This window comes from Planosporangium spinosum, from assembly GCF_049999945.1.
GTDB lineage: Bacteria > Actinomycetota > Actinomycetes > Mycobacteriales > Micromonosporaceae > Planosporangium > Planosporangium spinosum.
Map to the genome: position 1 here is coordinate 14,809 of NZ_JBLYUB010000049.1, position 14,760 is coordinate 29,568.

General features: G+C 71.1%; 11 protein-coding genes, 1 tRNA gene and 3 pseudogenes. 10 read left to right on the forward strand and 5 right to left on the reverse strand.

All coding sequences use genetic code 11. From position 1 onward, the window contains the following. Positions 1-42 precede the first annotated feature (42 nt). Together ACNTMW_RS33475 and ACNTMW_RS33480 are read left to right on the forward strand one after the other, a co-directional pair. Positions 43-118: transfer RNA gene (locus ACNTMW_RS33475), tRNA-Arg, on the forward strand. 222 nt (positions 119-340) lie between these two features. Further along, positions 341-529 (forward strand): annotated as a pseudogene (locus ACNTMW_RS33480) (Na+/H+ antiporter); the annotation flags it as partial. 42 nt (positions 530-571) lie between these two features. Here ACNTMW_RS33480 and ACNTMW_RS33485 read toward each other — a convergent pair. After that, a complete protein-coding gene (locus ACNTMW_RS33485; RefSeq protein WP_426638087.1) occupies positions 572-850 on the reverse strand; it encodes a hypothetical protein in 279 nt (92 codons plus the stop codon). A 64-nt stretch (positions 851-914) separates the two neighbouring features. Here ACNTMW_RS33485 and ACNTMW_RS33490 point away from each other — a divergent pair. Then, a pseudogene (locus tag ACNTMW_RS33490) lies at positions 915-1,394 on the forward strand (hypothetical protein); the annotation flags it as partial. Between the two features lie 165 nt (positions 1,395-1,559). Here ACNTMW_RS33490 and ACNTMW_RS33495 read toward each other — a convergent pair. Together ACNTMW_RS33495 and ACNTMW_RS33500 are read right to left on the reverse strand one after the other, a co-directional pair. After that, a complete protein-coding gene (locus ACNTMW_RS33495; RefSeq protein ID WP_426638077.1) occupies positions 1,560-4,331 on the reverse strand; it encodes a PAS domain S-box protein in 2,772 nt (923 codons plus the stop codon). Positions 4,332-4,338: 7 nt separating this feature from the next. Next, the gene (locus tag ACNTMW_RS33500) at positions 4,339-8,541 is read right to left on the reverse strand and encodes a response regulator (protein ID WP_426638078.1); all 4,203 of its coding nucleotides are present in this window, start codon (positions 8,539-8,541) and stop codon (positions 4,339-4,341) included. 168 nt (positions 8,542-8,709) lie between these two features. Here ACNTMW_RS33500 and ACNTMW_RS33505 point away from each other — a divergent pair, with 168 nt between their 5' ends. The 3 genes from ACNTMW_RS33505 to ACNTMW_RS33515 are packed head-to-tail and all read left to right on the forward strand — an operon-like array spanning position 8,710 to position 11,584. Beyond that, entirely contained in the window at positions 8,710-9,084 is a 375-nt protein-coding gene (locus tag ACNTMW_RS33505; RefSeq protein ID WP_426638079.1) for a response regulator transcription factor, read from the forward strand. Then, complete coding sequence (locus ACNTMW_RS33510; protein ID WP_426638080.1) at positions 9,081-10,160, forward strand: HEAT repeat domain-containing protein; 1,080 nt, start codon at positions 9,081-9,083, stop codon at positions 10,158-10,160. The genes ACNTMW_RS33505 and ACNTMW_RS33510 overlap by 4 nt, the downstream gene beginning before the upstream one ends. Continuing rightward, on the forward strand, positions 10,160-11,584 hold the full coding sequence (locus tag ACNTMW_RS33515) for a glycosyltransferase family 2 protein (protein WP_426638081.1): 1,425 nt from the start codon (positions 10,160-10,162) through the stop codon (positions 11,582-11,584). Before ACNTMW_RS33510 ends, ACNTMW_RS33515 begins: the two co-directional genes overlap by 1 nt. 63 nt (positions 11,585-11,647) lie before the next feature. Here ACNTMW_RS33515 and ACNTMW_RS33520 read toward each other — a convergent pair whose 3' ends face one another. Then, entirely contained in the window at positions 11,648-11,812 is a 165-nt protein-coding gene (locus ACNTMW_RS33520) for a hypothetical protein (RefSeq protein ID WP_426638082.1), read from the reverse strand. A gap of 115 nt (positions 11,813-11,927) precedes the next feature. On the opposite strand from ACNTMW_RS33520, the gene ACNTMW_RS33525 reads away from it, so the two are divergent. From ACNTMW_RS33525 to ACNTMW_RS33540, 4 genes are all read left to right on the forward strand, one after another. Then, the gene (locus ACNTMW_RS33525; RefSeq protein WP_426638083.1) at positions 11,928-12,092 is read left to right on the forward strand and encodes a hypothetical protein; all 165 of its coding nucleotides are present in this window, start codon (positions 11,928-11,930) and stop codon (positions 12,090-12,092) included. A gap of 39 nt (positions 12,093-12,131) precedes the next feature. Continuing rightward, on the forward strand, positions 12,132-12,905 hold the full coding sequence (locus ACNTMW_RS33530; RefSeq protein WP_426638084.1) for an enoyl-CoA hydratase-related protein: 774 nt from the start codon (positions 12,132-12,134) through the stop codon (positions 12,903-12,905). A 340-nt stretch (positions 12,906-13,245) separates the two neighbouring features. Beyond that, positions 13,246-13,995: a glycosyltransferase gene (locus ACNTMW_RS33535; protein WP_426638085.1), complete on the forward strand. Its 750-nt coding sequence runs from the start codon at positions 13,246-13,248 to the stop codon at positions 13,993-13,995. Positions 13,996-14,238: 243 nt separating this feature from the next. Continuing rightward, entirely contained in the window at positions 14,239-14,550 is a 312-nt protein-coding gene (locus ACNTMW_RS33540; protein WP_426638086.1) for a hypothetical protein, read from the forward strand. Positions 14,551-14,643: 93 nt separating this feature from the next. Here ACNTMW_RS33540 and ACNTMW_RS33545 read toward each other — a convergent pair. After that, positions 14,644-14,760, reverse strand: a pseudogene (locus tag ACNTMW_RS33545) (IS5/IS1182 family transposase); the annotation flags it as partial.

Below are 14,760 nucleotides of genomic sequence, written 5' to 3' on the forward strand. Positions count from 1 at the left end.
GACGCACGCTGATCGTCGCTGGCAGGTACCCTGGTGCCCGTCGCCCTCGTAGCTCAGGGGATAGAGCAACGGTTTCCTAAACCGTGTGTCGCAGGTTCGAATCCTGCCGGGGGCACCAGACAAATGGGCACGGCCGTCGAGATCACGGACGCTGGTGATCGAGGCGACCGTTTCGCTTTCTGTCAATGGTGAGGCCGCTGGTCGTCATGGGCAACGCTGAGCTGTCCCTGTTGGCGTTGATGGCCGCCGTCGCGGGCCTGGGCGTGCTGGACCGCCGGGTCGGCACGCCGTACCCTATCCCGCTGGTGCTCGGCGGCCTGGCCGTAGGGTCGTACCCGGGATGCCGCCCGTACGGTTGGCGCCCGACCTGGTACTTCTGCTGTTCCTGCCGGCCCTACTGTACTCGGCCGGGTTCCGGTCCTCGCCGCACGAGCTACGTGCGGAGGCGATCCCGATCGTGCGGCTGGCGGTCGGGCTGACCCTGGCCACCATGGGCGCCGTGGCGGTGGCCGGGCACGCGCTCGTGCCTTCCATGCCGTGGCCGGTGGCGCTGACGCTGGGCGCCATCGTCTCACCGACCGATCCGCTGGCCGAGCAGGTCCTCGCCGCCGTCACGGCCGGCCTCTACGTCGGTTGGCAGGCCCCGACCGTCGTGTCCGCGCCCACCCGGCTGGGCGGGATGGCGTTCTGGGAGGTCCTCACCTACCTGCTCAACGCCGTGCTGTTCATCCTCGTCGGGTTGCAACTCCACCCGATCCTGACCGGGGTGGCCCGCGCGCCGACCACGAAGCTCGTCGGGGTCGCCTTGCTGGTGTCCGCCGTCGTGATCGGCATGCCGATCGTCTGGCACTTCACCGTTCCATACCTCTCCAGCGCTCGTCCCGTGCCGGTTCCGCGGCGGCTCGGGCCTCGACGCGAAACAGCGGCTGGTCGTCGCCTGGAGCGGGATGCGCGGGGCCGTCTCGCTCACGGTCGCGCACACCCTGCCCACCCAGATGGCGGGCGGCGGACGGTTCCCCCACCGCGACCTGATCGTGTTCGTGACCTACGTCGTGGTCTTCACGACGCTCGTACTGCCGGCGGTTACCCTGCCCGCGCTGAACTGCCGGCTCGGGATCCGGGACGAGGGGGCGGCGCTGCGCGAGGAGACCGGCGCGCGGCTCGCTGCGACCGACGCCGCGCTGGGGCGACTGGACGAACTGGCCGGCGCGGGCATCGTCGGTGAAGGCACGGTGGACCGGCTCAGACGCCTTCTCCAGCTTCGGCGCGGTCGCCTGATGGCCCAGGCGGGAACAATCAGCGACAGCGACGCCGAGGACCGCTCTCTCGCGTACCGGCAACTGGTCGCGGAACTGATCGAGGCGCAGCGCCGCACGATCGTCGACCTCCCGTGACCGGGCGAGATCAGCACCGACGTCCTGCACCGGGTCCAGTGCGACCTGGACCTGGAGGAGTCCCGGCTAGACGTCTGAGCGCAGCCGGAGCCGGGTTTTGGCGGAGGCGAGCACAGACCTTCCGCCAGTCTGACCTCAGCCGGTCTGACCTCAGCCGGTCTGACGTCAGCCGGCGGCGCGGGCCAACCGCAGCGTGAAGGTGCTGCCCCGGGGACACCCCGGTTCGTGCCACACCTGACCCGAGTTGGCCTCGGCCAGACCGCGAACGATGTACAGCCCGAGTCCGGTCCCGTGCGCGCGGGTCCGGCTGTCGCTGCCGCGGGTGAACCGTTCGAAGAGGTGCTCGCGCAGCTCTTCGGGCACGCCCGGACCGTCGTCGAGCACCCGGATGTCGACGTTGACGTCGTCACCGGTGACCTGGACGGCGCTGGCGCCACCGGCGTACTTGGCGGCGTTGGTCAGGAAGTTGATCAGAATGTGCTGCAGGTGGCTGGGGCTGACCAGGGCGGCCAGCCCCTCCGCGCCGGTCACCGGGACCTCGCTCTCCATCGCGAGGAGGGCCTGGGCGATGGCGTCGGCCAGCGGTACGCGCTCCCGGTCGGCGGTCAGCTCCGCGGTGTCCAGCGCGCACATGGTGAGGATCTCGGTACGCATCGCGGCCAGCCGTTCGCCGTTGCGACGGATGGCGGCCAGGCTGCGGTGGACCCGTTCGGGAGGGTCGGCGAGATCCTCGACGATCTCGGCGTGGCCGAGGATGGCGGTCAACGGGGTGCCGATCTCGTGGCTGAGCATGCCCATCAGGTCGAGCTTGAGCTGGTTGGCGGCTTTGAGGTCCCGGTTGGACCGCTCGAGTTGGGCGTTGCGCTCGGCGAGTTCGGCCGCCGCCGCGTCGCGGTCACGCTCGGCCTGGCGCCGCTCGGTGATGTCCTTGAGCTGGGCGACGACCGACTGCGGTCGCCCCTGGGCGTCGCGGATCAGGCTGATGTGGGAGTTCACCTCGACGATCCCGCCGTCCGGCCGCACCATGCGCTTGTCGCGCTGGTAGCTGCTGTACTCGCCGGCGAAGAGGTCGGCGAGGTGCGCCAGATCGTCGGCCAGGTCCTCCGGGTGGACGCTGTCGCGGTAGTTCGTACCGATCAGCGCCTCGCGGCTGCGCCCCGTCAGCGCGCAGTAGGCGTCGTTGACCTCGGTGATGGTTCCGTCCAGGCGGCCCACGGCCTGCGCGATCGGGGCCAGTTCGAACTGGGTACGGAACCGCGCCTCCCGATCGGCCAGGGCGCGCTCGGCCGCCACCCGGGCGGTGATGTCGGTGTTGATCTCCAGAATCGCCGTGGGCGTGCCGTCGGCGTCCCGGCGCAGCGCGTGGCGACTGGACACGGTGATCGAGGTGCCGTCGGCACGTACGTGGATCAGCTCGCCGTCCCAGTGTCCCTCGGCGAGCAGGATCCGGTCGACGTCGCTCATGTCGCCGCCGCCGACCGGGATGGTGTGCAGCAGCCGGTGGGTGACGTGGCCGCTGGCGTGCGCGGCCGACCAGCCGTACGTGGCCTCGGCACCGCCGTTCCAGAAGATGACCCTGCTGTCGAGGTCACGGACGATGATCGCGTCCTGGGTGAGGTCGAGCAGCTCGGCCTGCTGCCGCAGCCGGTCGGCAGCGGCACGTTCCTCGGTGATGTCCCGCACCTGGGTAACGACGCTGACCACCTCTCCGGCGGCGTCCCGGACCACGGCGCTGTGCAACTCCGCCCAGACGACATGGCCGTCGCGGTGCAGGTAGCGCTTCTGGGTCTGGTACGTGGTCCACTCGCCGCTGATCAGACGCGGGATGGCGGCGTAGTCGCGGGCGGTGTCGTCGGGATGGGAGATGCCGGCGAACGTACGTTGGCGCAGCTCCTCCTCGGTGTAGCCGAGCATCGCGCACGCCGCGGGGTTGACCCGCAGCAGCCGTCCCCGGCCCTCCTCACGCAGGTTCGTGATGAACATCCCGAGCGGGGCGTTCGCGAACGCGGAGCGGAACCGCTCCTCGCTCTCGGTCAGCGCGGTCAGCGCGGTCGTGCGCTCGGCCAGCAGCCGAAGGTTGTCGGTGTAGTCCTCAGCGTGCCGCAGGGCCGAGCCGAGCGCGCCGGCCAGCAGTTCGAGCTGACGGCGATCGTCGTCGTCGAACGCGCCGGTCGCCGCACTGGTCACCTTGAGCACGCCGATGACCCGGTCGCCGTCGCTGAGCGGGGCGATCAACATGGAGCCGATCCCCAGCCGGGCGGACGTGACGGCATCGACCCGGGGATCGGTCGCGGGATCGTCACAGCGCTGCACCGTACGGCTGGCCGCGGTCAGGCCGCTCAGGCTTCCACGGGCCGCGACGCGGGTACCGACGTAGGGCCTCATGGTGCCGGTCGCGGTCACGTAGCGGAAGTACTCGCCGTCGAGGAGTTCGACGACCGCGCCGTCGGCGGTGGGGAACAGGGCATCGGCCCGCTCGGCGACCATCTGCAGGGTCGCGTCGCGGTCGCTCGCCGCCGCGGTCACATCCCGCTGCGCGGCGATGGCCGCCTCCAACCGGGCCGCCTCCCGGTCACGTTGCTGCTCGGCCCGGCGCCGGTCGGTGACGTCGTGCACGGTGCCCAGCACCCGGTCCGGGTTGTCCTGGTCGGGCTCCGCCCGCGCCACCAGCCACCGCTCGACGCCGTCGCAACCGGCCACCCGGTACTCGCACTCCGGCGCCTCGCCGCCGGTCCGGACGACGGCGAAGAAGTCCCGGACGGCCGCCTGGTCGTCAGCGTGGACGCAGCGCAGCGGATCGGCCATCGGGTCGGGGTAGTCGTCCCGGGTGACGGCGTGCAGCCGGTACAGCCCGTCCGACCACGTCAACGTCCGGGCCACCGAGTCAAACACGAAACTGCCGAACCGGCCGATTCTTTCCACCTGCGCGTCGGCCATCAGATCCTCACTCGCAGAGCGCGGCACGGAGCGCCTCACAGGTGAGTCCGGCCTGCTCTTCGACCTCGGCCGCGAGGACGGTGGCGGCGGCACGGTCGCCCGCGAGGGCGGCCTCCTCCAGCGCGCCGCAGGTGGCTGCGAGTTGTCTGCCGGCGAGGGTGCCGCTGCTTCCCCGCAGCTTGTGCGCCAGTCTGGCCAGCTCCGCCAGATCGTCCCGGGCCGCCGCGGCCGCGATCGCCGCCGCGGTGTCGGGCGCGTTGCGCAGGTACGAGTTCAGGACGCGGTCCACGAACGCCGGCCCCATCTCGCGCAGCTCCTCCAGTACGCCCGCGTCGAGCAGGCCGTCCGGGTCGACGTCCGGGGTGACGTCCGCGTCCGCCGCTTCGACCTCGACCAGTTGGCCGGTGAGGTGTTCGCGCAGGACGGCGTCGAGTTCGTGCTTGCGTAGCGGCTTGGTGAGGAAGGCGTCCATCCCCGCCTCCAGGCAGCGGCGCATGTCGGACGCCAGGGCGGAGGCCGTCACCGCGATGACCGGTGTCGCGTTGAGCGGCGCGGCCAGCTGCCGGATCTGCTCAGTGGCCTGGAATCCGTCCATGTTGGGCATCTGGCAGTCCATGAGCACCGCGTCGTACCGCTGCGTGCCGAGCATGCGCAGCGCCTGCTCGCCGTCCGGTGCGACGTCGGCGGCGTAGCCGAGGCTCGTCAGCATCTCGACGGCGACCTGCTGGTTGACGTCGTTGTCCTCGGCCACGAGGATACGGGCGGTCGCCGCGTCGGCGCGCACCGGAGTGTGCGTGTCGCCCCGCTCCGGGTCTGCCGCGGGTCGGCTCGTCCGGCCGAGCAGCTGGACGAGGGCCCCGCGCAACTGGGCGGCGCGTACCGGCTTGGTCAGATACGCCTCGATCCCGCACTCGCGGGCCGCCTGCGCGTCACCCGTCTGGCTGTTCGACGTCAGCATGGCCAGCCGGGTGGAGCTGAGGGCGGCGTCGGCGAGAATGGCCCGCGCCACCTGGAGCCCGTTGAGATCGGGCAGGTACATGTCCAGCAGGGCCACGGTGAACGGGTCGCCCGCGTCCACGGCGCTGCGCAGGGCACTCAGCGCGGCCTCGCCGTCCGGTACGGCCTCCGGGCGCATCGACCACATGGTGAGCAGGTCCCGGACGACCTTGCGGTTGGTGGGGTTGTCGTCGACGATCAGCACCCGTACGCCGGCCAGGTTCGCCGGTATCTGCGGCTCGACCGGCGCGCCGGCGGCGGTGGGCAGCGGCAGGGTGAAATGGAACCGGCTACCGGAGCCGACGGTGCTCGCCAGTCCGATGCTGCCGCCCATGAGCTCGACGAGTTGACGGCTGATGGTCAGCCCGAGCCCGGTGCCGCCGTAGCGGCGAGTGGTGGACGTATCGACTTGCGTGAACGCCTCGAACAGGTGGGCCTGGCGGTCAGCGGGGATGCCGATGCCCGTGTCGACGACCGCGAACGTCACCTCGCGTACCTGGTCGTCGCCGACCGGCTCGCCGACCCGGACCTCGACGATCACCTCGCCGCGCTCGGTGAACTTCACCGCGTTGGCGACGAGGTTGGTGAGCACCTGCCGGATTCGGTGCGCATCGCCGCGCAACATCGACGGCAGCGCGGGGTACACCACGGCGGCGATCTCCAGCCCCTTCGCCTGCGCGGTCGCCGCGAGCAGGCTCACCACGTCCTCGGCGAGCGCCCGCACGTCGAAGTCGACCGGGTCGACCTCCAGTTTCCCGGCCTCCATCTTGGAGAAGTCGAGAATGTCGTTGATGACGTTGAGCAGCGCGTCGGCGGAGTTCTGCACGGTGGTGACGTAGTCGCGCTGCCGGGAGTCGAGATCGGTCTCCAGCAGCAGGGTGGTCAGTCCGATGACACCGTTCATCGGGGTCCGGATCTCGTGACTCATGTTCGCCACGAACTCGGACTTCATCCGCGACGCCGCGAGGGCCTCGTCGCGCGCGGCGGCCAGCCCCTCCTCGTACCGCTTGCGGTCGGTGATGTCGCGGACGAAGGCGCTGAAAGTGACGTTCTCGCCGCTGCCGGAGGACCAGATGGTCACCTCGGCCGGGAGCACCACGCCGTCGCGGCGACAGACCCGGACCTCGACGGCCTGATCCGGCAGGGCCGCCTGGCCGCCGGCCAGCAGCGTACGGAATCGCCGGAGCCGGTCCTGCGCGTCGTCGCCGGGGACGACCAGGTCCGTGAGGGCCTTGCCCAGCGCGTCCCGCGCCGGCCACCCGAACATCTTCTCGGCCTCGGTGTTCCAGCGGGTGATGTACCCGTTGACGTCGACCGAGATGTACGCGTCCCCGGCCGCCTCGAGGATGGAGCTGACCTGCTCCTCCCGCTTCACCACGGCCGCCTGGGCGATCCGCCGGTGCCGCTCGCCCCGTACCAGGAACACCAGACCGACCAGCAGGACCTGGGCCAGCAGCGACGCCACGCCGAGCACGCGGCCGGTGAAGTCGTTGGCGCCCGCGAAGGCCTCACTGGCGGGCACGTCGGCCACCACCGCCCAGTTCAGGCCGGGAACCGACCGGTACACGGACACGGTGTCGACGCCGTTCTGCGTGTCCCGGGCGATGCCGCTGCGGCCCGCCAGCGCGGCAGCGAGGTGCCTGTCGCCGGTGCCCCTGGGCAGTCCAGGCTCTTCGCTGCCCGGGCCGGCCAGGAGGACGCCGTTCCGGTCGGTCAACGTGAGGTGGACCTTCTGAACCTCGCCGAGACGCGCGGTGAACGCGGCGATGGCTTCCAGCCGGTACCCGATGCCGATCGAGCCGACGATCCGGCCGTCGCTGACGACCGGGGCCGTCACGGCCACCGCGCGGGGCTTGTCCGGCAGCATCGCCTGGTAAGCCTCGGACACGTAGGGCTTGCCGGAGGCCATGACGCCCTGGAAGTAGTCCCGGAAGGCGAAGCTCTTACCGATGATGGTGGGCTGCGGCGGGTCGAACGCGAGCATCGTCCCCTTCGCGTCCATCGCCCACACGCCGATGAACGACGGGTTGCGCGCCTGGAGCGAAGCCAGGTGCGCCTGCATCTTGGCCGGGTCGATGCGATCCGCGGACATCTGCTGCACCACGCCCGGCCGTTCGGCATAGGAGGCCGCCAGTTCCCTCAGCGAGTTCATCTGGTCGGTCACGTAGGCGGTGCTGACGTCCACGCTGGTGGTCAGCCGGCGGTGCACCTCGGTGTCGACGGTGCTGTTCGCCTGGCTGATGGACAGGTACGTCAACCCGGCCAACGGCATCAGTGCGAGGACGAGGAACGCCGCACACAGGTGGAGCGTCGACCGGCGCAGCATCACTCGGGCCGACGGGTCGGTGGCGCCCTGCCGGTCGGGAAGCGACACCCGCAGCAGCACCAGCGCGGTCACCACGAACGAACCGGCGGCGATCACCGCGACGTCCTCGATCGACGCCTGGAGCACGCGGATCAGCAGCAACGCCGGCAGCGGCAGGACGCCGGCCGCGACGATCAGGTACCTGACCCGTCGCGGCACCGTGGCCCGGATCCCGGCGCCGTCGGGCAGGAGCCCGGCGGCGGACATGACGGCGAACGACACCAGCCACCACGCGAAGACCGGGCTGCCCAGGCGGAACGAGCCGGTCAGCACCTGGATCTCGTAGACGGTACCGCCGACGAACTGGAGCACGGCCCACAGCAGGAGCAGCAGCGAGCGCGGCGACCGGTGGACGGTGAACGCCATGGCGACCGCGGGTGCGAACAACACCACGCCCATGACGGAATATGCCAGGCTCAACGGGCTCAATCCGGGAGCGGCGGTGTGCCCGGCGACGAACACCCACACGATGACGGCCGCCACCGTGGCGAGGATCGACGCGTCGAGGACGGCCCGCCGATCGGCCCCGTTCCGGCGGGCCAGCAGGATCAGGCTGAGCGCGGTGAGTCCGTCCGACAGCAGGAACAGCGCGTCACCGACGGAGGCGACGGGCGCGGACAGCGCCCGTGCGGCCGCGACCGGGTACAGGTACCAGCACGCCCAGGCGACGACGTTCAGCAGGCGGCCGACCGTCATCAGGTGCCATCCGGCCCGACCCGCCGGTCGTACGCGACGGGTACCGACGAACAGTGCCAGCACGGTCACGCCGCTGAGCCCGACCAGCAGCAGCGGGCGCGCCACGCCCTCGGGCAGGAGGAAGAAGACCGCCGCGCCGATTAGCTGCACCACGGCACACGCCGACCATGCGGCCACCTTCGGGCCGCCCCGGCTCATCGTGTACTCACGTCACGTGTCGTCATAACGCCCTGCTCATCGGCGTGGCGAAAAGGCGATGAAGTAAAGCAAACGAGTTGAAAAACGCTCAGCGTTGCCAGGTCCGGCCCGACGTTGAGGTACGTGACAGCCATCCTGATCGCAGACGACGATCCGGACATCCGCGATCTCGTCGCCTTCAAACTTGAACAGGCCGGATACGAGGTGATCGCGGTCGACAACGGCGCGGCCGCGCTCTCGGCTGCCCGCGAGACACCGCCCGACCTGGCGGTGCTCGACGTCATGATGCCCGGGATGTCGGGCATCGACGTCTGCCGCGAACTGCACGCCAGCCCGTCCACCGCCGCGCTGCCCGTGATCCTCCTCACCGCCCGGGCTCAGGAGGGCGACGTGGCTGTCGGGTTCGGCGCGGGCGCCGACGACTACGTCGTCAAGCCGTTCAGCCCCCGTGAGCTGCTGAGCCGCGTCGAAGCCGTACTGGCCCGGGTCCGGGCATGACAGCGGCGGGTGTCACCACCGCCACCCTGCTCGTCATGATCGGGACGACCGTCGTCCTCGCTGCGGTGATCGTCTTCGGCCGGGCTGCACGCCGGCTGGGAGACGCACGGCGAGCCCGCCTGGCCGCTCCCGGGCGGCGTGCGCTGCTCGCCCTCGCCGCCGGCGACGGCGAACCGGCGACCTTCACGACCCTGGCACACCTGGAACCGGCGGTCTGGCGCGCCGTCGAGCCCACCGCCGTCGCCCTGCTGGGCAAGGTCCGCGGGGAGGCACACGCCGCGCTGGTGTCCGTGTTCGAGGCGCGCGGCATGGGGGAGCGGGCGCTCCTGGATACCCGCGGCGGGGCCGTCAGCCGGGCCCGCGCCGCCGAGGTGCTGGGCAACCTGGGGCGGCGCGACGCCGTACCCGCGCTCATCGCCCTGCTCGCCGACGCCGACGCCGACGTACGCAACGTCGCCACCCGGGCCCTGGGCCGCGTCGGCGACCCGGCCGCCGCGCCCGCGCTGCTGGCCGGCCTGGCCGCACACCGGCCGCTGCCGCCCCAGGTCGTGGCGGACGCGCTCATCGGGATCGGTACGGACGGCGCAGACGCTCTCGTCTCGGCCCTCGACGACCCGGCCGAGTTGGTCCGGGCCACCGCGGTCGAGGTGCTCGGCCTGATCGGCGCCATCACCGCCGCCCGCCGCATCATCGACGTCCTCCACGGCGACCCGTCACCACGGGTCCGGGAGCGGGCCGCGGTGACGCTCGGCCGGCTCGGTACCCGCTCCGCGCTCGAACCGCTGCTGCGCACCGCCGCGTCCGCACAGCCACCGGCCCTGCGCGCCGCCGCGACCCGCGCGCTCGGCGACCTGGGCGCGATGACCGCCGCACCCACGCTCGGCGGTCTGCTGGCCGACCCCCAGCACGCGGTCGCGTACGCGGCCGCGTACGCGCTGCTGCGGCTCGGCGCCCACGGGCGGGAGACGCTCAACCACGCGGCCGCCACCTCGTCACCTCGCGCCAGCGGGTACGCCCGCGAGGCGCTCGCCGTGGCAGACCTGGAGCAACAGCGACGTGCCGGGGCGGTCCGGTGATGTCCGGCCTGCGGGAACTGCTGCGGATCACCGACGGGGTGATCCTCGGTTACTTCCTGCTGATCAACACCAGCTATCTGATTCTCATCGCGCTGGCGACGGTCGAGTTCGTGCGGCACGTCCGCCGGGCGCCGCTGTCGGGTCTGGAGGAGACGTACCGCTCGCCGCTCACCCAGCCGATCTCGGTGGTCATGCCCGCCTACAACGAAGAGGTCGGCATCGTCGAATCCGTGCACGCGATGCTGGCGCTGCGGTACCCCGTGTTCGAGGTCGTGGTCGTCGACGACGGATCCACCGACGCCACGTTCGAGCGGCTCGCCGCCGAGTTCGACCTCGTGGAGGTGCCGCGGGTGATCCCCGCCGCGATACCGACCCGGAGCGCGGTCCGGTCGGTACACGTGCCACGGTTGCGCCCCGAGCCGCTCGTCGTGGTGCGCAAGGACAACGGTGGCCGGTCCGACGCGCTCAACGTCGGCATCAACGCGGCCCGTCATCCCCTGGTGTGCATGGTCGACGCGGACTCGCTCCTGGACCCGCAGGCGCTGCTGTCGGTCGCCAAGCCGTTCGTCGACGACCCGTTGCGGGTGGTCGGCACCGGCGGCGTCGTCCGCGTCGCGAACGGCTGCTCCGTCGTCGCCGGCCGTATCGTCGAAACCCGGATGCCGCGCGGTTGGCTGGCTCGCATCCAGGTGGTCGAGTACCTGCGGGCGTTCCTGCTGGGGCGCACCGGCTGGTCCCGCCTCGGCGGTCTGCTGATCATCTCCGGCGCCTTCGGGCTGTTCCGCCGCGACCTGCTGGTCGAGGTCGGCGGCCTGGACCCGGACACCATCGGCGAGGACGCCGAACTGGTGGTGCGCCTGCACCGGCACCTGCGCCGTGCCGGGCAGGACTACCGCATCGTGTTCGTCGCCGAGCCGGTGTCGTGGACGGAGGCGCCCAGCACCCGCGCGGTGCTGGGCAGTCAGCGGCGGCGTTGGCACCGCGGCCTGAGCGAGCTCATGGTGAAGCACCGCCGGATGGTGGGCAACCCGAGGTACGGGCGGATCGGGCTGGTGGCCCTCCCCTACTACCTGCTGTTCGAACTGCTCGCGCCGCTGGTCGAACTCGCCGGCCTGGTACTCGTACCGGTCGCGCTCGCGGCCGGCGCGGTGGATCTCGGGTTCGCCTGGCGCTTCATGTGCGTCGCGTACGGCTACGCGATGCTGATCAACCTCATCGCGCTGGCGGTCGAGGAGTACACCTTCCACCGGTACTCGCGCATGCGTGACCTGGGCGCAGCGGTCGTCGCCTCCATCGTGGAGAACCTCGGATACCGCCAGCTGACCGCGCTCTGGCGGATCCAGGGCGCCTGGTCGGCGATCCGCGGCCGCCAGCACGAGTGGGGCGTCATGACCCGTACCGGTTTCGGGGAGACGCGGACCTAGAGCGCGATCGCCACCCGCTCGAGCGCGTCGAGGCTCTCCTGCGTGATCATGAGACTCGGGGCCTCAACCCATGTCCCGACGGCGGAACCCGGCCAGACCGACGGTGGCCAACGCCGCCGCGACCGAGGTGAGCCACAGCACCGGCGTGGCCGTGAACGCGGTGCCCGGCAGCTTCGGTACGTGCGCGAACGGCGAGAGGTCCACCAGCCACTGACTGGGCCCCCGCACCCGGTTCGAACAGCAGCACGCAGCCGATGAGGCCGGCCCAGGCGAGAGCCGTCAGCCGGGGCACGAGGCCGAACAGCGCCACGCCGAGGCCGACCGGTGTCCAGACGGCCGGCAGTTGTACCAGCGCGGCGGCGAGGAGCACGGCCGCACCGAACAGCGCGACCACCAGGTGGCTGGCCGCCCACCGGATCCGCCCGACCCGGGTGGCGAGCAGCCGTTCGACCCGCCCGCGGTCTCCGAACGCACCGACAAGGCCGCGCAATTCGACGAGCTGGAGTGACATAGCACCCCCTCGCCGGAGCGACATAGCGTCGAGGTCATGGGCGAGTACGAACACATTCTTCTCAAACGTGAGAAGAGCACCGTCACCATCATGATGAACCGCGCGTCGCGGCGTAACTCCCTGTCGGCGGCTCATCTCGCCGACCTGCTGGCGGCGTTCCGCGACACGGCGGAAACCGACGCGTCCGGCATCGTGTTGGCCGGCGCTGGCCCGGTGTTCTCCGCGGGGCACGACTTCGGTGATGTCGCAGCCCGGGATCTCGCCGGAACCCGTGAATTGTTGCGGTTGTGCACCGACCTGATGCGGACGATCCAGTCTGTACCCCAGGTGGTGATCGCCCGGGTGCACGGGCTGGCCACCGCGGCGGGCTGCCAGCTCGTCGCGTCCTGTGACCTTGCCGTGGCCGCACGGTCGGCCGGTTTCGCGCTGCCCGGCGGCAAGGGTGGGTGGTTCTGCCATACCCCGGCGGTCCCGGTGGCCCGGGCGATAGGGCGCAAGCGGCTGATGGAACTCGCGCTCACCGGCGACGTGATCGATGCGGCTACGGCGCTCGACTGGGGCCTGGTCAACCGGGTCGTACCGGACGAAGATCTCGACGACGCCGTCGCTGAACTGCTGGGCCGGGCGACGCGAGGCAGCCGCGCGAGCAAGGCGTTGGGCAAGCAGACCCTGTACGCGCAGCTCGATCGTCCCGAGGTGGACGCCTACACGATCGCGCTCGAGGTGATGGCGGCCGCCTCGCAGACCCCGGCCGCTCGCGAGGGCATGGCCGCCTTCCTCGAAAAGCGCAATCCGGACTGGCCCGACTAACGGGTAACCGGCAGGATCGGGGAGCCGAACGGTCAGGGCGCTGCGCGAGACCGTGACGCCGCTGGCGTTCGTCCCACCGGCGCTGTCCAGTGCTGTTCGCGGGGCAGGTCCCGAACCCCCGATGTGCCTCGTGGCACGGGCATTGTTCGTGGCCTCCGGCGCGGATACGGTCGCCGGAGCGGCCATGCCGGCTCTCGTGACGTCGCATCGATCCGGTGCTTGCCGTGCTCTCCCGTCGGTGCACGTGGTGTAGTGCTTGCATGGTTGACGTGTCCGATGTCGTGGTGCCGGCGGACCGTGCCGGATTCGCGTGCACGACCACGCTGAACCGGTGGCCGGCATGACGAATCTGATCACGGTGGTCACCCCCGTGCACGAACCAAGCGTGCGGTACCTGCCGGAAGCCTACGAGTCGCTCGTGTCTCAGGAGATGCCGCCAGGCTGGGCCTGGCAGTGGATCGTGCAGGAGGACGGGCAGACCGGAGCGGCGTCGGCCGTACTGCCGGAGGACCCGCGGATCTCTCTCGGCACCGGCCGCAACGGCGGTACCGGCACGGCCCGGAACATGGCGCTGACGCGGGCCGAGGGCTCACTGGTACGGGTACTCGACGCCGACGACCGGCTCACCCCGGGTGCGCTGGCGCGCGAGATCGCCGTATTCACCCAGTTGCCCGGGCTCGGCTGGACGACCGCGAGCGCGCTGGACCTGCTGCCCGACGGATCGACCGTCGGATGGGAGCACACGGAACCACCCGAAGGCCCGCTCACCCGTACGCATGTCCTGGACTACTTCCGGCGGAACAACTACCGGCTCCCGGTCCACCCGGCCACCCTGTGCATCCGTACGGAGTTGGCGTTGGCGCTGGGTGGCTGGATGGCGCTCCCCGCCGGTGAGGACACCGGTCTGCTTCTCGCCGCTTCCGTCGTTGCCGACGGCTACTTCATCGGCGCGCCCGGCCTGCTCTACCGCAAGCATCCCGACCAGGTCACCGCACAGGCGTGGTGGACCGGACCGAGCGAGTGGAACGCGCGGATGCGCCTGATCGAGGCTCGCGCCCTTGCGCTGCGAGACCTCTGGGGGCGGCGGTAACCGCGTCCCTGGCGGTGTGGCGGTGAAGGTTGCGGCTCCGCCGGCCGCCCGCCATGGCCGACATGAGGACGCCCGAACCGGGGCAGGGGCAGCGCCCGCCGCGCCGGCCGCGAGGTGCCGTGTCCGTAGCCGGACCTCGCGGCCGATTGCCTGCTGGTCGAACCGCGTCCCGGTCAACCGGTCGGTCCCGGACCCAGTGTGAAGAAGGTGGGACCAGCGGTCGTTACGCCCGCGGACGGTGGGGTGGTTGTCGCGCCGGGTGACGACGGAGCGGGGGCAAGGCCCGACGAGGCGCTCGGCGTCGGAGCCGGAACGGGGACCGGGGCCGACGTTGACGTTGACGGGGATGTCTGCGGTGACGTGGTCGTCGTACCGCTGGTCTGCGGTGACGTGGTCGTCGTACCGCTGGTCTGCGGTGACGTGGTCGTCGTACCGCTGGTCTGCGGCGACGTGGTCGTCGTACCGCCGGTCTGTGGAGTCAGCGTCGGAGGTGGTGGGCAGTCGCCTCCGTCGGTGGGCCCGACCGCTACACATCTCTCCAGTGCCGGTAGGTAGCCGCTCGTGTTGCCGTCGACGTTGGGATGGTAGGAGCCCACGATCGCGCCGGCGAGTTGCAGGGCGTTGGCTCCTTGGGACAGGGAGCTGATTTCATCCTGACTCGCGCTGCTCCTCGATGAGTTGGAGGAGCGTGATCGCGGCGAGGATTGGGGTGGCTCGTCGCGGGCAGCAGTGGAGTTTGGTCAGGACCTTCCACGTCTTGAGGGT

Excerpts from the sequence above, each read along its gene's own strand:
- ACNTMW_RS33495 (WP_426638077.1), bottom strand. The coding sequence starts at position 4,331 with ATGGCCGACGCGCAGGTGGAAAGAATCGGCCGGTTCGGCAGTTTCGTG.
- ACNTMW_RS33510 (WP_426638080.1), top strand. The coding sequence starts at position 9,081 with ATGACAGCGGCGGGTGTCACCACCGCCACCCTGCTCGTCATGATCGGG.
- ACNTMW_RS33515 (WP_426638081.1), top strand. The coding sequence starts at position 10,160 with ATGTCCGGCCTGCGGGAACTGCTGCGGATCACCGACGGGGTGATCCTC.
- ACNTMW_RS33530 (WP_426638084.1), top strand. The coding sequence starts at position 12,132 with ATGGGCGAGTACGAACACATTCTTCTCAAACGTGAGAAGAGCACCGTC.
- ACNTMW_RS33535 (WP_426638085.1), top strand. The coding sequence starts at position 13,246 with ATGACGAATCTGATCACGGTGGTCACCCCCGTGCACGAACCAAGCGTG.